This window comes from Sagittula sp. MA-2, assembly GCF_030126985.1.
In the GTDB taxonomy this organism is placed as follows: domain Bacteria; phylum Pseudomonadota; class Alphaproteobacteria; order Rhodobacterales; family Rhodobacteraceae; genus Sagittula.
In genome coordinates, this window is sequence record NZ_CP126145.1 from 4,034,096 (window position 1) to 4,054,033 (window position 19,938).

General features: G+C 66.2%; 20 protein-coding genes. 7 read left to right on the forward strand and 13 right to left on the reverse strand.

Going from position 1 to position 19,938, the window contains the following annotated elements; all coding sequences use genetic code 11:
- Window positions 1-22 precede the first annotated feature (22 nt).
- Complete coding sequence (gene trpS, locus QNI11_RS19650; protein ID WP_100928382.1) at window positions 23-1,054, forward strand: tryptophan--tRNA ligase; 1,032 nt, start codon at window positions 23-25, stop codon at window positions 1,052-1,054.
- A 354-nt stretch (window positions 1,055-1,408) separates the two neighbouring features.
- On the forward strand, window positions 1,409-3,244 hold the full coding sequence (locus tag QNI11_RS19655) for a bifunctional diguanylate cyclase/phosphodiesterase (RefSeq protein ID WP_283981441.1): 1,836 nt from the start codon (window positions 1,409-1,411) through the stop codon (window positions 3,242-3,244).
- On the opposite strand, the gene QNI11_RS19660 is transcribed toward QNI11_RS19655, so the two are convergent.
- Both QNI11_RS19660 and QNI11_RS19665 read right to left on the reverse strand, forming a co-directional pair.
- Window positions 3,222-5,522: an ATP-binding protein gene (locus QNI11_RS19660; protein WP_283981442.1), complete on the reverse strand. Its 2,301-nt coding sequence runs from the start codon at window positions 5,520-5,522 to the stop codon at window positions 3,222-3,224. The two genes, QNI11_RS19655 and QNI11_RS19660, sit on opposite strands and share 23 nt — an antisense overlap.
- A gap of 73 nt (window positions 5,523-5,595) precedes the next feature.
- On the reverse strand, window positions 5,596-5,961 hold the full coding sequence (locus QNI11_RS19665) for a response regulator (RefSeq protein ID WP_254698386.1): 366 nt from the start codon (window positions 5,959-5,961) through the stop codon (window positions 5,596-5,598).
- A gap of 81 nt (window positions 5,962-6,042) precedes the next feature.
- On the opposite strand from QNI11_RS19665, the gene QNI11_RS19670 reads away from it, so the two are divergent.
- Entirely contained in the window at window positions 6,043-8,577 is a 2,535-nt protein-coding gene (locus tag QNI11_RS19670; protein WP_283981443.1) for a chemotaxis protein CheB, read from the forward strand.
- Window positions 8,578-8,620: 43 nt separating this feature from the next.
- Here QNI11_RS19670 and QNI11_RS19675 read toward each other — a convergent pair whose 3' ends face one another.
- The 4 genes from QNI11_RS19675 to ruvC all read right to left on the reverse strand — a co-directional run bounded on the left by QNI11_RS19675 (window position 8,621) and on the right by ruvC (window position 11,596).
- Entirely contained in the window at window positions 8,621-9,271 is a 651-nt protein-coding gene (locus QNI11_RS19675) for a hypothetical protein (protein ID WP_283981445.1), read from the reverse strand.
- Between the two features lie 110 nt (window positions 9,272-9,381).
- Window positions 9,382-10,407 (reverse strand): Holliday junction branch migration DNA helicase RuvB, encoded by a 1,026-nt coding sequence (ruvB, locus tag QNI11_RS19680; RefSeq protein WP_100928387.1) that lies wholly within the window; start codon window positions 10,405-10,407, stop codon window positions 9,382-9,384.
- 38 nt (window positions 10,408-10,445) lie between these two features.
- A complete protein-coding gene (gene ruvA / locus QNI11_RS19685) occupies window positions 10,446-11,111 on the reverse strand; it encodes a Holliday junction branch migration protein RuvA (protein ID WP_283981446.1) in 666 nt (221 codons plus the stop codon).
- A complete protein-coding gene (gene ruvC, locus QNI11_RS19690; RefSeq protein ID WP_283981447.1) occupies window positions 11,108-11,596 on the reverse strand; it encodes a crossover junction endodeoxyribonuclease RuvC in 489 nt (162 codons plus the stop codon). The genes ruvA and ruvC overlap by 4 nt, the downstream gene beginning before the upstream one ends.
- Window positions 11,597-11,921: 325 nt before the next feature.
- Between ruvC and QNI11_RS19695 the strand changes: the two genes are divergently transcribed.
- A complete protein-coding gene (locus tag QNI11_RS19695) occupies window positions 11,922-12,128 on the forward strand; it encodes a DUF1127 domain-containing protein (protein WP_100928390.1) in 207 nt (68 codons plus the stop codon).
- An 84-nt stretch (window positions 12,129-12,212) separates the two neighbouring features.
- On the opposite strand, the gene QNI11_RS19700 is transcribed toward QNI11_RS19695, so the two are convergent.
- Together QNI11_RS19700 and QNI11_RS19705 are read right to left on the reverse strand one after the other, a co-directional pair.
- Entirely contained in the window at window positions 12,213-12,560 is a 348-nt protein-coding gene (locus tag QNI11_RS19700) for a hypothetical protein (RefSeq protein WP_100928391.1), read from the reverse strand.
- A gap of 111 nt (window positions 12,561-12,671) precedes the next feature.
- Complete coding sequence (locus QNI11_RS19705) at window positions 12,672-13,541, reverse strand: 50S ribosomal protein L11 methyltransferase (protein WP_100928392.1); 870 nt, start codon at window positions 13,539-13,541, stop codon at window positions 12,672-12,674.
- Window positions 13,542-13,655: 114 nt separating this feature from the next.
- Between QNI11_RS19705 and QNI11_RS19710 the strand changes: the two genes are divergently transcribed.
- Entirely contained in the window at window positions 13,656-14,036 is a 381-nt protein-coding gene (locus QNI11_RS19710; protein WP_100928393.1) for a hypothetical protein, read from the forward strand.
- A gap of 4 nt (window positions 14,037-14,040) precedes the next feature.
- Here the strand turns inward: QNI11_RS19710 and QNI11_RS19715 are convergent, their stop codons facing one another.
- The 3 genes from QNI11_RS19715 to QNI11_RS19725 form a co-directional block, all read right to left on the reverse strand.
- Window positions 14,041-15,276, reverse strand: a complete 1,236-nt coding sequence (locus QNI11_RS19715; protein WP_100928394.1) for an MFS transporter — start codon at window positions 15,274-15,276, stop codon at window positions 14,041-14,043.
- Between the two features lie 69 nt (window positions 15,277-15,345).
- Complete coding sequence (locus QNI11_RS19720; protein WP_100928395.1) at window positions 15,346-15,786, reverse strand: cupin domain-containing protein; 441 nt, start codon at window positions 15,784-15,786, stop codon at window positions 15,346-15,348.
- A complete protein-coding gene (locus tag QNI11_RS19725; RefSeq protein ID WP_283981448.1) occupies window positions 15,783-15,956 on the reverse strand; it encodes a hypothetical protein in 174 nt (57 codons plus the stop codon). Before QNI11_RS19725 ends, QNI11_RS19720 begins: the two co-directional genes overlap by 4 nt.
- Before the next feature lie 61 nt (window positions 15,957-16,017).
- Here QNI11_RS19725 and QNI11_RS19730 point away from each other — a divergent pair, with 61 nt between their 5' ends.
- Complete coding sequence (locus tag QNI11_RS19730) at window positions 16,018-17,079, forward strand: YeeE/YedE family protein (RefSeq protein WP_283981449.1); 1,062 nt, start codon at window positions 16,018-16,020, stop codon at window positions 17,077-17,079.
- Window positions 17,080-17,125: 46 nt separating this feature from the next.
- Here QNI11_RS19730 and QNI11_RS19735 read toward each other — a convergent pair whose 3' ends face one another.
- Window positions 17,126-17,887, reverse strand: a complete 762-nt coding sequence (locus tag QNI11_RS19735) for an ABC transporter permease (RefSeq protein ID WP_283981450.1) — start codon at window positions 17,885-17,887, stop codon at window positions 17,126-17,128.
- A complete protein-coding gene (locus QNI11_RS19740) occupies window positions 17,884-18,819 on the reverse strand; it encodes an ABC transporter ATP-binding protein (protein ID WP_283981451.1) in 936 nt (311 codons plus the stop codon). Before QNI11_RS19740 ends, QNI11_RS19735 begins: the two co-directional genes overlap by 4 nt.
- Before the next feature lie 134 nt (window positions 18,820-18,953).
- Here QNI11_RS19740 and QNI11_RS19745 point away from each other — a divergent pair, with 134 nt between their 5' ends.
- On the forward strand, window positions 18,954-19,928 hold the full coding sequence (locus tag QNI11_RS19745) for a DMT family transporter (protein WP_283981452.1): 975 nt from the start codon (window positions 18,954-18,956) through the stop codon (window positions 19,926-19,928).
- Window positions 19,929-19,938 lie beyond the last annotated feature (10 nt).

Sequence of the window (19,938 nt, forward strand, 5' to 3'; positions counted from 1 at the left end):
ATTTCCAGACGGAGACACCGCCATGACCGAGGGGGTCCAAACCTCTCCCGCTTTCGCGCCCCGCGTCTTTTCCGGCATCCAGCCTTCCGGCGGCCTGACGCTCGGCAATTATCTTGGCGCGCTCAAGCGTTTCGCGCAGAGCCAGAACACCGGCGTGCAGTCGATCTACTGCATGGTGGACATGCACGCGATCACCGTCTGGCAAGACCCTGCCAGCCTGAAGCGCGCCACTCGCGAACTCTGCGCCGGCTTCATGGCGTCAGGTGTCGATCCGGAGAAGTCCGTGCTCTTCAACCAGAGCCAGGTCTCCGGCCATGCAGAGCTGGCGTGGATCTTCAACTGCGTCGCCCGCATGGGCTGGATGCAGCGGATGACCCAGTGGAAGGACAAGGCCGGCAAGAACCAGCAGAACGCCTCGCTGGGCCTGTTCGCCTATCCCGCGCTGATGGCCGCCGACATCCTCCTGTACCACGCGACGCACGTCCCGGTGGGCGAGGACCAGAAGCAGCACGTCGAGCTGACCCGCGACATCGCGATCAAGTTCAACCACGACTTCGGCGTCGACTTCTTCCCGATCCCCGAGCCGGTGATCGAGGGCGCGGCGACGCGTGTCATGTCCCTGCGCGACGGCACGAAAAAGATGTCGAAGTCCGATCCCTCGGACATGGCGCGCATCAACATGACCGACGACGCGGACGCCATCGCCTCGAAGATCCGCAAGGCGAAGACCGACCCGGAAGCCCTGCCCTCCGAGGCGGAGGGGCTCGAAGGCCGGGCCGAGGCGCGCAACCTCGTAAACATCTACGCCGCCCTGGCGGACATGACGGTGGACGAGGTGCTGCGCGATGTCGGCGGGCGTCAGTTCTCGGAGTTCAAGCCGATGCTCTCCGAGCTTGCCGTGGCGAAACTGTCGCCGATCTCCGGCGAGATGGCCCGCCTGATGGAGAACCCGTCGGAAATCGACGCCATCCTCGCCCGCGGGGCCGAGCGTGCGCGCGAGATCGCGACGCCGATCATCGACCGCACCTTCGAAATCGTCGGCATGGTACGATGACGTAACGATCTTGCCGGGGCGCATTGCCGCCCCGGTTGTCGGAGGGTATCCACAGCCCGTCTGTTTACGGCTCGTGCCGCCTGTCAGGACCGAATGTTTTTGGTGTCGAAAAGCAACGAATCGGCGCACACTGCGTGCGGCGTTTACCGCGTTAGGACATTATTAACATAGATCAGTTTTCTGGAAGCGCGCGGGCCGGGTCTTTCAACGCCAGGCCGATGCGGTTTCACGGTGTTAAGGATCCAGACAGGAGGTCGTGGCGTGGACGGCCCGGCGACTACCAAAGTAGGGCAGGCCACTGTACGGTCACCCAGGCGGGCCCGTTACAGGTTTGACCGATGGAAAGATGGCAAGTTGAGCGACCTCTGGGAAAGTAACGCAGTTGAATCCGGTGCCGCCTTTCAAGAGGAAGTCAGGCGCATCGTCGAAGGTGCAGAGACTCTGATCCGTGATTCGCTCGGGGCGGCGGAGGTCGTGCTGATCCCGCGCGCGAGCTCCAAGCACGGCGATGTCCACGTGCTGCGCCAGGTGCAGTCGTCCCAACTGGAAGAGGCCGCGACCCGCTTTCTCGATGACTACCTGATCCAGCGCGCCACCGGCACCAGCATCCCGACAGTCAGGACGATGCCGTATCCCGTGGACGGGCGGCACGGGTCGGACCAGATCATCTGCCGGATCCTCCTGGACGGGGACTACAGCGTCTGCGGCTGCCTCGCGGTGCGCATGCAGGAAGCGGACGCTGCAACGGCCCCGCACAAGGCACGGCTCGACGCTATCTCTGTCATGGTGTCGACGATGCTGAAGGCGGTGACCACCAGCTTCGAGCTGGAGATCGAGCTGATTGCCGCGCAACGCCGCTCTGCCCGGCTAGAGCTTCAGACCCGCACCGACCCGCTGACCGGAGCGCAGACCCTCGGCGCCTTCGAACGCGAGGTCCGAAAACGGTTGCAGGACAGCGCGGATGCCTGCGCGCTGATCCTGTTCGAGGTGGAGAACCTCAAGAACGTCAACGATCTCTTCGGCTACCAGTTCGGCAACAGCTACCTCGGACTGGTGGCGGGTGCACTTTCGGCGGCCCTGCCCGATACCGCCATCGTCGGGCGCCTTGCCGGCGACCAGTTCGGGGCGCTGGTCGAACTGCCTGAACGCTACAACAGCTACCTCGGCGACGTGCTGTCCCGCTGCCGCGACAGCATCCTGCGCAGCACCGCCACGCTGGGGCGTCCGAACCTCGGGCGGACCAGTGCAGGCGCCGCGACCTATCCCAACGACGCCGTGGACTACGACACCCTGTTCGAACTGGCCGAAGGCGCGCTCCACGTCTCCAAGAGCGGCGGCCGCGGCCTGTCCACCGTCTTTGCCCCCGGCATGGACCGGCGCCCGAACCCGCGCGAGATCACGCGCCGCTTCAATGCCGCGCTGTCCGCCAACCAGATCCGCCCGTATTTCCAGCCGGTCCACAACCTCGTCACCGGCGACTGCACGGGCTTCGAGGTGCTGGCCCGCTGGGAAGACCCGGACCGCGGCGTCCTGATGCCCGACGATTTCATCCCGATTCTGAACGATCCGGAAAACGCGGAGCGGCTGACCCAGAAGCTGACCGGTTCCGCGCTGAAGGCGCTGGCCGATCTCGGCCCCAGCCGGGCCCGGGACCTGACGCTTGCCATCAACGTCACCAGCTTCGACCTGATGAACCGGGAATTCGCCTTCGAACTGCAATCCCACCTGTCCGAGATCCACGGGCTGTCGTGGTCGCAGATCATCATCGAGGTGACCGAGAAGATCATGCTCGGCGCCGCCGAGGGGCAGGTCTTTCGCACGCTGGAGGAACTGCGCCGCCGCGGCGCGCGCGTGGCGCTGGACGACTTCGGCACCGGGTACGGCGGGCTGCGCCATCTCAGCGGCTGGCCGGTGGACATCCTCAAGATCGACCGCCACTTCATCGGGCGGATGCTGGACAGCGAAATCGACCGCGCAATTGTCGAGTCGATCCTCCACCTGTCCGAAAGCTCGGACCTGACGGTCATCGCCGAGGGGATCGAGACGCCGGAACAACTTCGGGCGCTGCAAAGCATGAACTGCGCCAAGGGTCAGGGCCACCTCTTCGCGGCGGCGCTGCCCGCTTCCGGCCTGGCCGACAGCCTCAGGACCATCGACTTCGACATGCTCAACAGCCGGGACGACTGGTAGGCCCTACCCGGCCAAGTGCCAGCGCAGCCGTCCGCTTCAGCAGCATGATCGACACCGGCTTGCGTAGCCCGAGGCCGGGAACATGGCGCAGCGCGGGGTCGACCATCTCGGCATAGCCCGAGCAGTAGATCACCCTGAGGTCCGGATTGCGCCCGCGGGCCAGCTTGGCAAGGTCGTCGCCGCTGCTGCCGTCGTCCAGTTGCACGTCCGTGATGAGCAGATCGATCCGGGCGTCGCCCTTCAGGCTGTCGCGCGCCGCGGCGGCGGTCGCGGCGGTCATGACATCGGCCCCCATGGCCGCCAGCGCCTCTGCCGACAGGGCCCTCGTGTCGACACGCTTGTCCATCAGCAGCACGCGCACGCCGGACAGGACGGGTTGCTCGACGGGCGTCTGTCCGGCGGCGGCGGGCTCCGGCTCCAGCACCATCCGCACCGAGAGGCCCGCACCGGGCACGTTCGACAGCTCCAGCCGTCCGCCCGTCCGGTCGGCAAAAGCGCGGACGGCGAACAGTCCGATCGGCGTGTCGCCCACCCCGGGGCGCTTCACGGCCTGCCGTTCACTGAACCGCGCCAGCAACTCCGCCGACATGCCGGGCCCGGTGTCGCGCACCTCCAGCACGACGGGGTCGCCCTCTGCCCCCCCGGTCAGCCGCACCGTGATCCGCCCGCCGGGACCAGAGGCGATGCAGGCGTCGCGGGCGTTCAGGATCAGGTGGACCAGCGCCGTCTCGTAGTCCGCAGGCCCACCGGGCACCGACACCGGCCCCTCTGGCAGGTCCGCCTCCAGGATCATGTCCGTCGGCAGGGAGGGCCGGACGACCGAGACCGTCTCCTCGATCAGGCGGACGAGTTCCGTCCGGAGGTCCGGGCGCGAATCCCGCGTCAGCGCCATGAGCTGGTCGATCAGCAAGACCCCGCGCGAGACGACCTTCTGCAGCGTGCCGATCACCCCGTCCATCGACGGATCGGTCTTGCGCAGCGACCACGTGTCGGTGGACAGCCGGATGACCCCGAAGATGTTGGCGACCTCGTGCACCACGCCCGAGGCAAGCTGGCTCATCGCCTCGAAGCGTTCGGTGCGCGCCATGTTGGTGCGCACGACCCAGCTTTCGGTCTCGTTCCAGACGGTCAGCACGTGACGCCCGGCAGTGCCCGGAACCGGCTCCAGCGGGGTCAGGACGAACTGCAAGGCCTGTTCGCTGCCGTCGGGGCCGAGATGCCCGACAAAGACCGACCGGACGGCCTCTTCGCCCGTCAGGCGTGCAAAGGGATGCTCTTCCCCCACAAGCCGCCGACGGGTTTCCAGTTCGTGAAACTCCGCCTCGCGCAGCCAGCGGTCCGCCGTTTCGCCATCGCCGATCATCGCCCGTGCACTGTGGTTGGTCAGGATCACCTTCATGTCCGCGTCCAGCAGGAAGACGCCAAGCGGCACCGCCCCAAGGATCGTCCCCAGTTCCTCCAGCCGCTGCCGCGCGGCCTGCGCCCGCTCGTTCTGGAACGCCGCCACCCGCAGGATCACGTAGCCCCCGAGCGCGCCCAGCAACATGCCAAGCGCGCTCAGCCGGACGCTGGGTGTGATGAACCCGAGCTCGGTGGCCTTCAGCGCCAGCCACGCCAGCACAACCGGCCCGATGACGACCGGAAGAAGGAACCGCCGGGCGATGTGGCTGCCCGATCCCTCGCCGGTCAGCACCGCCATCCAGCCGCGCGACGGGCGCGAAAGGATCTGGGCAAGGAAGATCAGTGTCAGGCTGAACGCGGTCGGCAGTGACAGTCCTGTCAGGACTGGGGTGCCCTGCATGCCGCCAAGGTCGAAGGCGAAACTGACAAGCGAGACAAGCGCCAGCAGAAGCCCGGCGCTTGCCACGTAGCCCTTGGCGTCGTGCCGCTCCGGCATCGCGGCGACCAGCGCGGCAAGGACGACGCCCAAGCCGGTGGCGGTCGACATCCATGCCGTGGGCTCTGCCCCGACCCGGCCCAGCGTCAGCCCCCAGAAGGCGATCAGGACCGAGAGACCCTTCAGCCCAAGTGCCAGCGGCGCCAGGCGCGGCGCAACGTGCCGAAGCGCAAAGCCCGCCGACAGCAGCATCACGCAGACCGAGGTGGCGGGCACCATCGCCGGGCCCAGATCGAAGGCAAGCCCGCCGCCCGTCAGCCGCGTCACGAGGTTGAGAAACCCGACCGCGAAGGCGGCGGCGTTCAGCACATGCGCGGCGCGGCGCACCCGGGCACGCCGCCGTTCGCCGTTCTGGTCCATGTGGGCTGCCGCTGCGCGCATTCCTGTCCTCCGGCCGTGTTCCGGCCAAGCTTGGCGTTCCGCAAGACGGCGAGACGCAGGCCCGAAGCCCGCCTCAGCCTTTGGTCAGGACCCGGACAACCTCGGCCAGCTCCGACAGCGTGGACGTTTTCCTGATCTTCGCATCGGCAGACCGCAGCCCCTGCGTGAACAGCGGAGAGTCGATCAGTTCGGGCCGCCCGGTGATAACCACCACCGGAATGTCCGGCTTGAGTGCGCGGACGCTGTGGACCGCGGTGATCGCTCCGCCCCCGTCCATGATGACATCGAGGAACACGATGTCGAAGGGATCTGCCTGCAACGCCTCCAGCGTCTCGGCCACGGTTTCGAAGGCCGCCACTGAGTGTCCGACCGCCTCCATCGCCTCTGCAAAGGCGATGCGGTACTCCGGATCGTCGTCGGCAAGCAGAATACGGACCAAGCTCGGCTCCACGTTCGATTGAAAACGCCTTCTTCTGTGTTACCAAGAGTTCAGGCACATTTAAACCGGGAAGGATCTGGTATGGCCGACGCGAAAGGCAGCTCTGAGAGTGTCCCTCTCGTCGTTGTGGGCGCATCTGCCGGCGGGCTCGAACCGCTCGAAGACTTCTTCGAAGCCGCTTCGGATCTTTCCGGCTGGGCCTTCGTGGTGATCCAGCACCTCTCGCCGGACTACAAGTCGATGATGCACGAACTTCTGTCGCGGAAGTCGCGCATGAAGATCGAACACATCGAAGACGGCATGAGGCTGCGGCCCGACACGATCTACCTGAACCGTCCCGGTATCAGCGTCGAACTGGAGGACGACATCTTCCGGGTCCAATCGTTTTCAAGCCAGGACAAGCTGCCCCGCCTGCCGATCGACACTTTGCTCAGGTCAGTCGCCAAGCGCAAGAAACAGCCCGTGGTCGGGGTGATCCTTTCCGGATCGGGCAGCGACGGCTCGCGCGGGGCGAAAGTTCTGCACGAGGCCGGAGGCGCCATAATCGCCCAGTCTCCGAACGAGGCCGGCTTCAACTCGATGCCGATGGGCGTGATCGCCGCAGGCGCCGTCGACCGCGTGCTGCGCGCCGCCGACATGCCCGATGCGATCCGCGATATCTTTGCCGGACGGGCACCCGATAGCGGCGAAGACAAGGATTTTTCCGGCACGATGAACGGCATCCTGCAATTGCTCGAAGACGGGTTCCGCGTCGACTTTTCCTCCTACAAGTCGGCCAACGTCCGGCGGCGGGTGGAACGGCGGCAACACCTGCGCGGCATCGAGGATCCGGCCGACTATTTCAAGCTGCTGGCCGACGACCGGTCGGCCCTGGACGAGCTCTACCGCGACCTGCTGATCGGCGTGACGGAGTTCTACCGCGACCCGGAGGCCTTCACCGTCCTGCGCAAGCAGGTGCTGAACAAGCTCGCCCGCAACGACGACGAAACCTCGCCCCTGCGTATCTGGGTGCCGGGCTGCGCCTCCGGCGAAGAGGCCTATACGCTCGCCATCGAGATGTCCGAGGCGCTGGCCGAGGCAGGGGCCGCCCGCAAGTTCCGCATCATCGCGACCGACATGCACCGCGGCTCGCTCGAACGGGCCTCTGCCGGGGCTTATGACGCGCAGGCCGTCGCGAACCTGCCGCCCGAGATCGTCGGCCGCTACTTCGAAAAGCGCAACAACAAGTATGTGGTCGATCCGATCCTGCGCCAGAAGATCATCTTCTCCGCCCATGACGTGCTGAGCGATCCGCCGTTCATGAACCTGAACCTGATCTCCTGCCGCAACCTGTTCATCTACCTTCAGGACCGCCCGCAGGCGCGTGTCCTGTCGATGTTCCTCTTCGGGCTGCGGCGGAACGGTTACATGTTCCTCGGCCCCTCCGAAAGCCTTGGCCGGTTCAGCCAGGAATTCGACACCATCGACTCGCGCTGGCGCATCTTCCAGAAGGCCTCCGAAGGCCGTGTGCTCGACCACAGCGTGATGACCGGCAAGTTCCGCGCCCGCCCGCTGCACGAAACCGCCGTCGCCGCGCCAAAGCGTCCGCGTGACCGTTCCGTCGCCTCGGACATTGCCGACATCCGCAGCCGCGAGACGCTGATCAAGGGGTACGACGCCCTGCTCAAGCGCTATGCGCCGCCGTCGATCCTCGTGACCGGGGACGGGTCGGTGCTGGGCTGGTTCGGCATGGCGCGGCTGTTCATCGACACGATGAACAACCTCACCGACTGGACGGTCGAGAACATCGTGCACCACGACCTGCACTTCACCATCAACGTCGCCCTCGAGAAACTGCGCCAGGGCCAGCTCGAGTCCTACAGCCGCAAGACCAAGGTCACGCTGACCGATGGCGAGGTCCAGACCTGCAACGTCCGCATCGAGGCGCTGGACCAGGTGTCGCGCGTCAAGGTCATGCTGGTCGGGCTGGAACTCGCCAAGGAAGAGGCTCCGCAGGACTCCGCTGCCGCGATCCAGCCGATCAGCGACGAGGACGTAAGCGTCGTCACCACCCGCATCCACGAACTCGAACGCGACCTCCGCCTGACCGAACAGACCCTCCAGCACGTGACCGAACGGCTCGAGGCCAGCGGCGAGGAACTTCAGGCCTCCAACGAGGAGCTGCAGGCCTCCAACGAAGAGCTTCAGGCCGCGAACGAGGAACTCCAGTCCTCCAACGAGGAACTGCACGCGGTGAACGAGGAACTCGTCTCCGTCAGCGCCGAGCACGAGCGCAAGATCGAACTCCTGTCGCAGCTCAACGCCAACACCGAACAGGTGCTCGAACTGCTGGGCACCGGGGTCATCTTCCTCGACAAGCAGGGGCGCATCCAGCGGTTCAGCGAACTGGTCTCCGAACGGTTCAAGCTGGAAACCCACGACATCGGCCGCACCTTCCACGTGGTCGGTCCGCGGCTGGAATTCACCGCCCTCGAAACGGTGATCGACGAGGTGCTGGAATCCGGCACGTCCCAGACGGTCAGCGGCGAGCATCGCGGCCAAGCGATCACGGTCGAGGTGCACCCCACGAAGGAGAACCCCGACTCGGACACCGGCGCCGTGGTGCTGGTCCGCTAGCGGCGGCACACGCCGCGTGGTGTGCGGGCCCCGGCGGCGCGCCTCAGGCGTCCGGCAACTGCGCGGCCATGCGTGCGAACAGCCGCAGCGCGTGGCTCGGATCCTGCGACACGGCGGGCAGCACGGGATCGTAGGCGGCGCGGATCACACCGGCAATGTCGGGCCGGAGTACCGTGGTCGCCCCCGCCCACGCCAGCGGCGAGCGTTCCGAAAAGGCCGTGTCGGACCAGCACAGGATGCTCTGCGCCACCTGTCCCAGGGCCAGTTCCTCTGCCGGGACTTTCGAGAGCGCATCGTCCATCCGCAGGAACACGAAACAGGCCCGGATCGCGCCGCTTTCGTCAAAGCGGAAGACCCGGTACTGGTTGGCCTCCGCCGCGTCCAGCCGCGCGACCAGTGCGCCCAGCCCGTCGATCAGCCGGTCGAGGTTGGGCACGTCCAGCAGCTCCGGCCAGTCGCGGAAGAAGAACACCATGAAGTTGCTGCCCAGTTCCGTGTCCGTTTCGGCCATGCCGTGACCGGCCAGCGCACAGACCGCCTCGAACGCCCCCTTCACCACGCTTAGTGTCGCGTCCTCCACGCCAAAGACGATGGGCGCGATGGGCCGCCCCCAGCGGGCGCAAAAGAAGCTGCCGTCCGACCGGGTGAACAGGGCCGCGATGTCCTCGGGGGTGATGGTGTCGGTCTGGGTCATGGGCCCTCCGCCATGTCTCGGGGCGCGCGTGCGGCCACCGGGGCCGGCGCAACAGGATGTGGGGCGGGGTTACACGCCACTCCCCCTGCGGGCAATCCCGGCGTTTTGTCTCACTTCCCGAACAGGTCGGGGGGTGTGTCCGGGCGCGGCGGGGCCATGCCGATGTGCTTCCACGCCGACTGCGTCAGCATCCGCCCGCGTGGCGTCCGCTGGATCAGGCCCTGTTGCAGCAGGTAGGGCTCCACCACCTCCTCCAGCGCGTCGCGGCTCTCCGACAGCGCGGCCGAGAGCGTCTCGATCCCCACCGGACCGCCGCCATAGCTCTGCGCGATCAGCTGAAGGTAGCGCCGGTCCGCACCGTCCAGACCCAGCGCATCCACGCCCAGCCGAGTGAGCGAGGAATCCGCCAGCGCCTGCGTGACCACCCCGCCGCCTTCGACCACGGCAAAGTCCACGACCCGGCGCAGCAGCCGCCCGGCGATCCGGGGCGTGCCCCTTGCGCGCCGCGCGATCTCCCGCGCGCCGGAGCCTTCGACCCGCACGCCCAGCTTGCGCGCGTTGCCAGCGACGATCGTCTCCAGCTCGTCGACCGTGTAGAAGTTCAGCCGCGTCGGGATGCCGAAGCGGTCGCGCAGCGGCGTCGTCAGAAGCCCCAGCCGCGTCGTGGCCCCCACCAGCGTGAAGGGCTGCAACTCGATCCGCACGGTGCGCGCCGCCGGCCCCTCGCCGATCACGAGGTCCAGCTCGTAGTCCTCCATCGCCGGGTAGAGGACCTCCTCCACCGCCGCGCTCATGCGGTGGATCTCGTCGATGAACAGCACGTCCCGCGCTTCGAGGTTGGTCAGGATCGCCGCCAGATCGCCCGCCTTGGCCAGCACCGGGCCAGAGGTCATGCGGAACCCCACCCCCAGTTCGCGCGCCATGATCTGCGCCAGCGTCGTCTTGCCCAGCCCCGGCGGGCCGTGGAACAGCGTGTGATCCATCGCCTCGCCGCGCGACCGGGCGCTTTCGATGAACACCCGCAGGTTCGCCCGCGCCTCCGCCTGGCCGACGAAATCCACCAGCATCTGCGGCCGGAGCGCGCGGTCGCGGTCCTCGGGCAGGGGCTCGGGCCGCATCGTCGGATCAGGTTCCATGCCTCTTCCTTACCGGTCGGTCGGGTGCGCGACCCGCCTCACCCCTTTGGCGCCAACAGCTTCAGCGCCGCGCGGATCAGGCCCGCCGTGTCCAGCGATCCGTCCTCACCCGCGGCCTGCGCCACGGCGCCTGCCGCCTCGCCCGGTCCATACCCGAGGTTGCCGAGCGCGGAAAGCGCCTCCGCCTGGGCCGAGGCCACGGGTGCCGGGGCCGCTGCAGGGGCGCGCGGGACGGTCTCGATCACGTCGTCGGGCGTATCCGACAGCGGCACCGAGGTCGCGCTCACGCCCATGGCCATGACCATCGGCGCCTTGTCCTTCAGCTCGTTCACCACGCGCTGCGCGGTCTTGGGACCGATGCCCTTCGCCGCCTTGATCGCGTTCCAGTCGCCAAGCGCCAGCGCCCGCGACACGCCATCCGCGCCAAGCGCGCCGAGGATCGCAAGCGACGCCTTGGCCCCCACGCCCTGCACCGACATCAGCAGGCGGAACCACTCCTTCTCCACCAGCGTCGGAAAGCCGAACAGCTGCAGCAGGTCCTCGCGCACCAGCAGGTCAGTATAAAGCGCTGCGAACTCCCCGGCACGGCCAAGCGACGCCAGCACCCGGTCGGTGCAATAGACGACATAGCCCACGCCGCGCACGTCGATCAGCACGTGGTCGTCGCCGCGATAGACGATCTGTCCGGCAATCCGCCCGATCATGCCCGCACCTTCATCCGCTGCACGCCGGAGTGATGCGCATGGCAGATCGCGATGGCCAGCGCGTCCGCCGCGTCCGGGCCGACCGGCTGACAGCCGGGCAACTGCATCTTTACCATGTGCAGGATCTGGTTCTTGTCCGCATGGCCCACGCCGACCACGGTCTTCTTGACCTGGTTCGGCGCGTACTCCCCGATGCTCAGCCCGAACTGCGCCGGCACCAGCAGCGCGACACCCCGCGCCTGGCCCAGCTTCAGCGTGCCCACCGCGTCCTTGTTGACGAATGTCTTCTCGATGGCGGCCTCGTCCGGCGCATGCGTATCGAAGACCCGCGTCAGCTGGCCGTGCAGCGACAACAGCCGCAGCGCCAGATCGGTGCCTTCCGAATCGCAAATGCCGTTGGCCACGTGCCGCAAGCGGCTGCCGTCGACCTCGATGACCCCCCATCCGAGGTGTCGCAACCCCGGATCAATGCCCAATACCCGCATCCTCGCCCACTTTTCTTGTTATGCGGCCACAGTTAGCACGAAACGCGAACAAACGCCAAGGTTAAAGCGGCGGAGCCCAAAAGCGACACCCCTTTATCCACAGGCGACATCGCGCGGCAGGCGGTGTCGGTTTGCGCCGGTTGCGGAGTGGAAAGCGACACGATTTCAGGCGGAATTTTGCCAGTTTTTATAGGCAGTTAACCGCGAATGCTGCCATGCAGAAAATGCAGATGTCCCATGCAATTTCCGCCCCTTGCTTGTGCGCTTCGCACATTTTACGTGCGCTTTGTAAACATGCACCCCCCCCATCATCCAGGAGATCGAGATGGCCGCATACGACACCACCCGCCACCACGCCGCCACGGGCTCCGCTGCCCGCATTGGCACCATGTTCACCACTGCCGTCGGCGCGTTCGCCGCATGGAATGACACCCGTCAGACCCGCAAGGCACTTGCATCGCTGACCGACCGCGAACTCGACGACATCGGCCTGCACCGCGGCGACATCGACGCCGTAGCCCGTCGCTACTAAGCGCATGGGGCGCTACAGAAAAAGGGCCGCGTCTGGCAAAGACGCGGCCCTTTTTACGTGAGCGCAACGAGAGATAGTCAGTCTTTACGAAACAAGCAGTGATCCGAGCTCGGCCAGTTTCGCGGTCAGCGGGTCGATCTGCATGAGCCACGCGCCGACCCGTTCAAAGATGGAGCCGCTGGCCAGGGTATCGACGTGGACCTGGTAATCCCCGCTGCCGAGGTACGTCAGGACCAGCGTCTTGAAGGCGATGAAGCCTGCCACCGCCGCCAGAATGACACGCAGTCCCACTCCGCCGGTCTTGCCGGCGGGCACCTGCACGTAATTCCCTGTCTTCTTGTCGAGCTTCGTCACATAGCCCCGCGCCAGGCGCTCGTGCTTGCGACGAAGGGCCTGTTCGCGACGTTTATAGCTGGAGAGCGCTTCTTCCATGGCAGCCTCTGAAATACCGGCCCCCACCGATTGGACACATTTTTAGCCAAGGAATGTGGCGAGAATTGGGCACTTGCCGCAGGTTTTACCCAAAAACGGCATGAACCCTCCTCATTTTTGCAGGAGCAGCGTGACCCAGTCTCCGATCGTGGTGCGGTTCACCTCGGCGATTCCCTCTGCCGCGTAGGCTTCTGCGACCTCGTCGGCCTGACGCGTCAGGATGCCCGACAGGATCGCATAGCCGCCGTCGGCCAGATGCGCCTTCATCGACGGGGCAAGGTCGATCAGCGGCTGCTTGAGGATGTTCGCGAACACGAGGTCATAGGGCGCGCGTTCGTGCAGGACGTCGTTCTCGAAGCCCGCCGCCTCCACGCAGATGACCTTGCCCTCAAGCGCGTTGGCGCGCACGTTGGCCTCGGCCACCTCGACCGCAACCTCGTCGATGTCGGAGGCCACCACGGTCTCCGGCCAGATGCGCGCGGCCCCCATCGCCAGAACCGCCGTGCCGCAACCGATGTCCGCGACGCTGCGGCCGACAAAGCCCTCGCCCGCCAGCCGGTCCAGCGCCTCAAGGCAGCCCTGCGTGGTGCCGTGGTGCCCGGTGCCGAAGGCCATCGCCGCCTCGATCAGCAGCGGCTCCGACCCTTCCGGGATCTTGTCCGCATCGTGGCTGCCGTAGACGAAGAACCGCCCCGCAACCACCGGCGTCAATTCGCGGCGCACCTTGTCGACCCAGTCGGTGTCCGGCACTTCAGACACGACAAAGCCCTGCGCGTGGTAGGCCGCGGACAGAAGCGCAAGCTCCACTTCGTTCGGCGCTTCGATGAAGTAGCCGCCGATTTCCCACAGGCCCGATCCGTCCTCGATCTCGAAAACGCCGACGCCTGTCGGTTCCGGTTCGAGCTCTTCCATCGCCTCGCCCAACGCCTCGGCGCGGGTCTTGTCGTCGATCTTGGTGAAGGCGGTCCAGGTCGGCATCATCGGGTCTCCATCGGGTGCTTCCGCGCCTTACACCAGCCGGAGGGCACACGCCAGCATTGCCAGACTCGCGAAACTGCGCCACGCTCACGGCGTATTCTTTCGGAGTCCATTCTTATGAAAACCGTTCTCAAGGTCCTTGGCGGCCTCGTTCTTGTTGTCGCGCTGTTCGCCGGTGCCATGTTCTTCTTCACCTCCGGGTCGCGCGACATCGCCCGGCAGTTCGTCACGCTCAGCACCACCGGCGGTCACGCCGAGGCGCGCGCCCTCCTCCATCCCGGCCTTCAGGATCAGCTCAGCACCGACAAGATGGCCGAGATGTTCGCGGGCGCGAAAGCCTACGAGAAGGTCTCGTTCTCCAGCGTCTCGACCGGCACCGGCAAGCCGACCGTCCTCGAAGGCACGGCCACGACCGCCGACGGCTGCATGTCGGTCCTGAAGTTCGAGCTGCTGAACGAACAGATCGTCGGTTTCGACGTCTCGCCGCTCTGCCGCTGACGGATCACTCCGCCGGGGCGGGGGCCAATGCGCTGAACCGGGTCTCGTTCCCCGGCGCGGGGTGGCGCGGGATAAGCAGCGCCAGCCCCAGCGAGGTCATCGCCATGCAGGACGCCAGCCCGAAGACCGCCCCCGGCGAGGTCAGCCAGAGGTAGCCCAGCAGCGCCGGCAGGAAGACCGCCGCGATGTGGTTGATGGTGAAGGCCACCGCCGCCGTGGGCGCGATGTCACCCGGGTCGGCGATCTTCTGGAAGTAGGTCTTCAGCGCCAGCGCCATTGCAAAGAACAGGTGGTCGACCACATACAGCACCGCCGCCAGCACCACGCCCCAGCCGAACCAGTAGATCCCGCCATACAGCGTGAACACCAGCGTCAGGCCGATGTACTCGAAGACCAGCGTGTTGCGTTCGCCGAACCTGAAGACGGCGCGCCCGAAGACCGGCCCGATCACCATGTTGGCGACGAGGTTGATGAGGTACAGCGCCGTCACCTCGTGCACGTCAAAGCCGAAACGCTCGACCATCATGAAGCCCGCGAAGACCACGAAGATCTGCCGCCGCGCGCCCGACATGAACTGCAGCGCGTAGTACAGCCAGTACCGCTTGCGCAGGATGAACTTCTTCACCTGCGGGTTCGGGCTCTCGAACTGCGGGAAGGCGATGGCGCAATAGATCACGATCACCAACGTCAGGCCGCCCGAGGCCATGAACACCGTGTCATAGCTGAGGCCAAGCCGGTCCCAGGTCAGCACGATCAGCCCGTAGGCCACCAGCGTCGCGCCCGATCCGGCAGCGATCAGCCAGCCCAGGATCTGCGGCGCGCGGTCTTTCCTCAGCCATTGAAGCTGCAGCGACTGGTTCACCGTCTCGTAGTAGTGGAAGCCGATGGACGACATCAGCGTGATGAACAGCAGCCCGCCCATCGTCGGGAACCACGCCGTGACCGCCGTGGCCACCGCCAGCAGCGCCAGCGACACCAGCGCCAGCACCTGTTCGCGCATCACGATGATCACGAGGATCACCCCGATGGCAAGGAAGCCGGGGATCTCGCGCACGGTGTGCAGCCAGCCGATGTCCGCCCCGTCGAACTGCGCCACCTCGATGACGAAGTTGTTGAGCAGCGCCGACCACGTCGCGAACGACAGCGGCATGGCAATCGACATCAGGAACAGCAGCGTGATGGGCCGGCGCCAGATCGGCAGCGAACGTGCCTCGGAGAGCGGAATAGGTGTCATGAGCATGCTTTACGCCCGGGCAAACACTTTGGCGAGTCCGCTTTTCGTGCGAAAACGCACAGCCCCGCGAAAAGATCACGCCACGGAGAAGCGGTACTCCACCTCGGCAAAGCGGTCGCGCGGGAAGACGTAGAGGAAGCGCAGCCCCTCAGACCCGGCCACCGTGCCATGCTCCACGTCCGACGGGATGTAGAGCGCAACGCCCGGCGCGATCTCATGTGCTACGCCATCGATGGTGACGATGCCGGTGCCCGACAGGCCGAAGTAGATTTCGGCCGGGGCATGGCGGTGCGGCAACAGCGTGCCTTGCGGGCCGAACTCCGCCACGCCCAGCACCATGGAGGAGGTCGCGGTCTTGTCGCCGTCGAACAGGGTCTTCCAGCGCACCGTGCCAAACGCCGGGTCCTCGCCGCCTTCCAGCGGCGCGTGGTCGGCATTGGCCACCACCGGAAGCGCGGACATGGCCACGGCCGCCATCGTCGCGGCGGTCAGGTCGAACTGGACGGTCTCGTTCATCGCGGGCGCCTCCCGGCAAAGCGTGTCTCTGGATCCGCCCATTGCATTTCAGACACCTCCACCGCTGCCCGGAAAACGACGCGCATGTCGCGCATGACACTGTGACGGGCAAAAAACCGCGCCGCGACCGGCCATTCATGCGGAAAATTGAATTTAATGATCTGCATCAAGTCACCTTTTCCGATTCTCCGGCAGAACCCCGGCCAGCGTCACACTGCAGGAGGGAAGGCCATGGACATCGTTCCGCTGATCGACCGGATCGGAGAATCCCCGACCGCCGCGCTCTTCGGGCTGGTGACCGGCGTGATCTTCGGCATCGCGGCGCAACGCTCCCGCTTCTGCCTGCGCGCCGCAACGGTCGAATTCGCCCGCGGCATGATGCAGGACAAGGTCGCGGTCTGGCTGCTGACCTTCTCCACGGCGCTTGTCTGGGTGCAGGGCGCGCAGCTACTGGGCCTGCTCGACACGACCGAGGCCCGCATGATGGCCGTCCCGGGAAGCTGGTCGGGCGCCATCGTCGGCGGGCTGATCTTCGGCGCAGGCATGGTGCTGGCGCGCGGCTGCTCGGGCCGCCTTCTGGTGCTGGCGGCGACCGGCAACCTGCGCTCCGTCGTGTCGGGGCTGATCTTCGCCGTCACCGCACAGATGAGCCTGACCGGCTGGCTCGCCCCGATCCGCGACCGCATCGCCGCGCTCTGGATCACCTCCGGCGGGCGCAACATGGACCTGCTGACGGCCCTGCACCTGCCGCGTGAGGCCGGGCTTGTGATCGGCCTCGCCATCGCGCTCGTCGCGCTGGAACTGAGCCGCCGCAACCGCATCGGGTTTTCACGGCTGGTCTTCGCCTCGGGCGTGGGCTTTGCCGCGGCGGTGGGCTACGGGCTGACCTACATGCTGTCGCAATCCGCTTTCGAGCCGGTCCAGATCGAAAGCCTGACCTTCACCGGCCCCTCGGCCAACACGCTGATGTTCTTCCTCGACCGTACCTCTGTGCTCGAATTCGACGTGGGTCTGGTGCCGGGCGTCGTGCTGGGGTCGTTCCTGTCGGCCCTTCTGGCGAAGGAGCTGAAGTTTCAGGGGTTCGAAGGCTCGACCCCGATGCGCAACGCCATGATCGGCGCGGTGATGATGGGCTTCGGCGGGATGCTGGCCGGCGGCTGCGCCATCGGCGCGGGCGTCTCCGGCGGCTCGATCTTTGCCGGAACCGCGTGGCTGGCACTGTTCTGCATGTGGATCGGCGGGATGAGCATGGACGTCATCCTCGGCGGCCGCGGCCAGCCCGCGCACGTCTGACCCGCCGCAAGAAGCTGCGGGCGACCCGAAGGCCGCCCGCGCAGTCTCAGTTCCGGATCCGCCAGCCGGTCCGGAAGATCAGCCAGATCACCGCCAGACACAGGAACAGGAACCCGCCGATCGCCAGCAGCGACAGGCCGATGGGCACATCCGCCGTGCCGAAGAACGACCACCGGAAGCCCGAGATCAGGTAGACCACCGGGTTGAACAGCGTGATCTTCTGCCAGATCGGCGGCAGCATGGAGATCGAGTAGAAAGACCCGCCAAGGAACACCAACGGCGTCACGACCAGCAGCGGTACAAGCTGAAGCTGTTCGAAGTTCTTCGCCCAGATGCCGATGATGAAGCCAAACAGCGCGAAGCTCACGCAGGTCAGGATCATGAACATCAGCATCGCGAAGGGGTGCAGGATCGTCAGGTCCACGAACAGCGCCGAGGTGGCAAGGATCACCACGCCGATGAACAGCGCCTTGGTGGCCGCCGCCCCGACATAGCCCGCCACCACCTCGAGGAAGTTCACCGGGGCAGACAGCAGTTCGTAGATCGTGCCGATGAACTTCGGGAAGTAGATCCCGAAGGACGCGTTCGACAGCGCCTGCGTCATCACCGACAGCATGATGAGACCCGGCACGATGAAGGCGCCATAGGACACACCCTCCACCTCGTCGATGCGCGACCCGATGGCCGCGCCGAACACCACGAAGTAGAGCGACGTGGAAATGACCGGAGAGATGAAGCTCTGGAACAGCGTGCGGAAGAACCGCGCCATCTCGAACCGGTAGATGGATGCGACTGCGCGGAAGTTCATGCCGCGTCCTCCTGCTCGTCTTGCACGAGGCCGACGAAGATGTCTTCGAGCGAGTTCTGCGCGGTCGCCACGTCGCGCACCACCAGCCCCTCCGAGGATATGGCAGACATGAGCCGCCCGATCCCCGTCCGTTCGGCGTTGGAATCGTACTGGTAGACCAGCCACGTGCCGTCCTCCGCCAGCGTCAGGCCGAAGTCCGACAGCGCCGGGGGAATGGCCAACAGCGGCTCGCCCAGTTCGATGCGCAGCTCCTTCTGGCCCATGCGGACCATCAGCGCGTCCTTGTCCTCCACCAGCAGGATGCGGCCCTTGTTGATGACGCCCACGCGGTCGGCAATGGCCTCCGCCTCCTCGATGTAGTGGGTGGTCAGGATGATGGTGACGCCCTGCCGCTTGAGGTCGGCCACCACCTCCCACATGTCGCGGCGCAGCTCCACGTCGACACCGGCGGTCGGCTCGTCGAGGAACAGCACGCGCGGTTCGTGGCTCAGCGCCTTGGCGATCAGCACCCGGCGCTTCATGCCGCCCGACAGTTCCTTCACCGCCGAGTCGCGCTTGTCCCAGAGCGACAGCTTCCTGAGGATGTCCTCGAGCAGCGCCTCGTCGTGTTTCAGCCCGAACAACCCGCGCGAGAAGCGCACGGTGTTGATGACCTTCTCGAACGGTTCGAGGTTGATCTCCTGCGGCACCAGCCCCACGAGGCTCCGCGCCGCGCGGTATTCGGTGACCACGTCGTGCCCGCCGATGCGGATCGTGCCCTCGGTCGGAATGGTGATGCCGCAGATGGCCGAGATCAGGGTGGTCTTGCCTGCCCCGTTCGGTCCGAGCAGCGCGAGGATCTCGCCTTCCTCGATGGTCAGGTCGACCCCTTTCAGGGCCTCGAACCCGCCCTCGTAGCGCTTCTTCACGCCGTCAATTTCTACCATGGCCATGGTCAGAGCCCCTCCGTTTACGCAAGCGGAACCTAAACTCGCCGGTTCGGATTGCAATTGTGCAAACGCGCATACTGCCTATTCATGTCGCTTTCTGACAGGACGGGGGCAGCCCCCTGCCGTATGGGCAGGGCATGAAGGACCGCCTCGACAACCCCGCCCTCGGAATAGTGCTCATCTGCCTCGGCGTGCTGGCGATCTCGGTAAATGACTTGCTCATCAAGTGGTTGTCGGGCGGATACCCGCTGCACCAGATGGTCTTCACCCGCTCCGCCATCGGGCTTTGCTTCACCTTCGGCTTCCTGTTCTGGGAAGGCGGGCTCGGGCTCCTCCGCAGCAGGACGCCGGGCATCCACGCCCTGCGCGGCTTCCTCGTGGTCGTGGCGAACATGACCTTCTACGCCGCGGTGGCCGTGCTGCCGCTGGGCCAGGCGACCGCGCTCTTCTTCGTGGCGCCGCTGTTCATCACCCTCCTGTCGATCCCGATTCTCGGCGAAAAGGTCGGGCCGCTCCGGCTCGGCGCGGTGATCGTTGGCTTCCTCGGCGTGCTGGTGATGCAGCAGCCGTGGAACACCGATGCGCAGGTCTCGCGGATCGTGATGCTCCTGCCCGTGGCAGCCGCGCTGTTCTATGCGCTGATGCAGGTGCTGACCCGCAAGCTGGGCGCGACGACGGCCGCCTCCGCCATGGCGGTCTACACGCAGGGCGCCTTCCTGCTGGTCTCCACCGCGTTTTTCCTGATCGCGGGCGACGGGCGGTTCGCGGAAGGCGTCAGCAACGAAAGCCTGATCTTCCTCCTGCGCGCATGGACATGGCCCACGCCCGAGGACTGGCCGGTGTTCATCGGCCTTGGCCTGTGTTCGGGCGTGGTGGGATACTGCCTCAGCTCGGCCTACCGGCTGGCCGACGCGGCGATCATCGCGCCCTTCGAATACATCGGCCTGCCGATGGCGATCTTCTGGGGCTGGACGATCTTCGGCGAATGGCCGGAAATCGCCACCTGGATCGGCTGCGCGCTGATCATCGGGGCGGGCATCTTCGTCTTCCTGCGCGAACAGGCGCGCAACCGGCCACTGCCCGGCCGCCGGTCGCGCTGGGGCCGCCGCTGACGGTGGACCC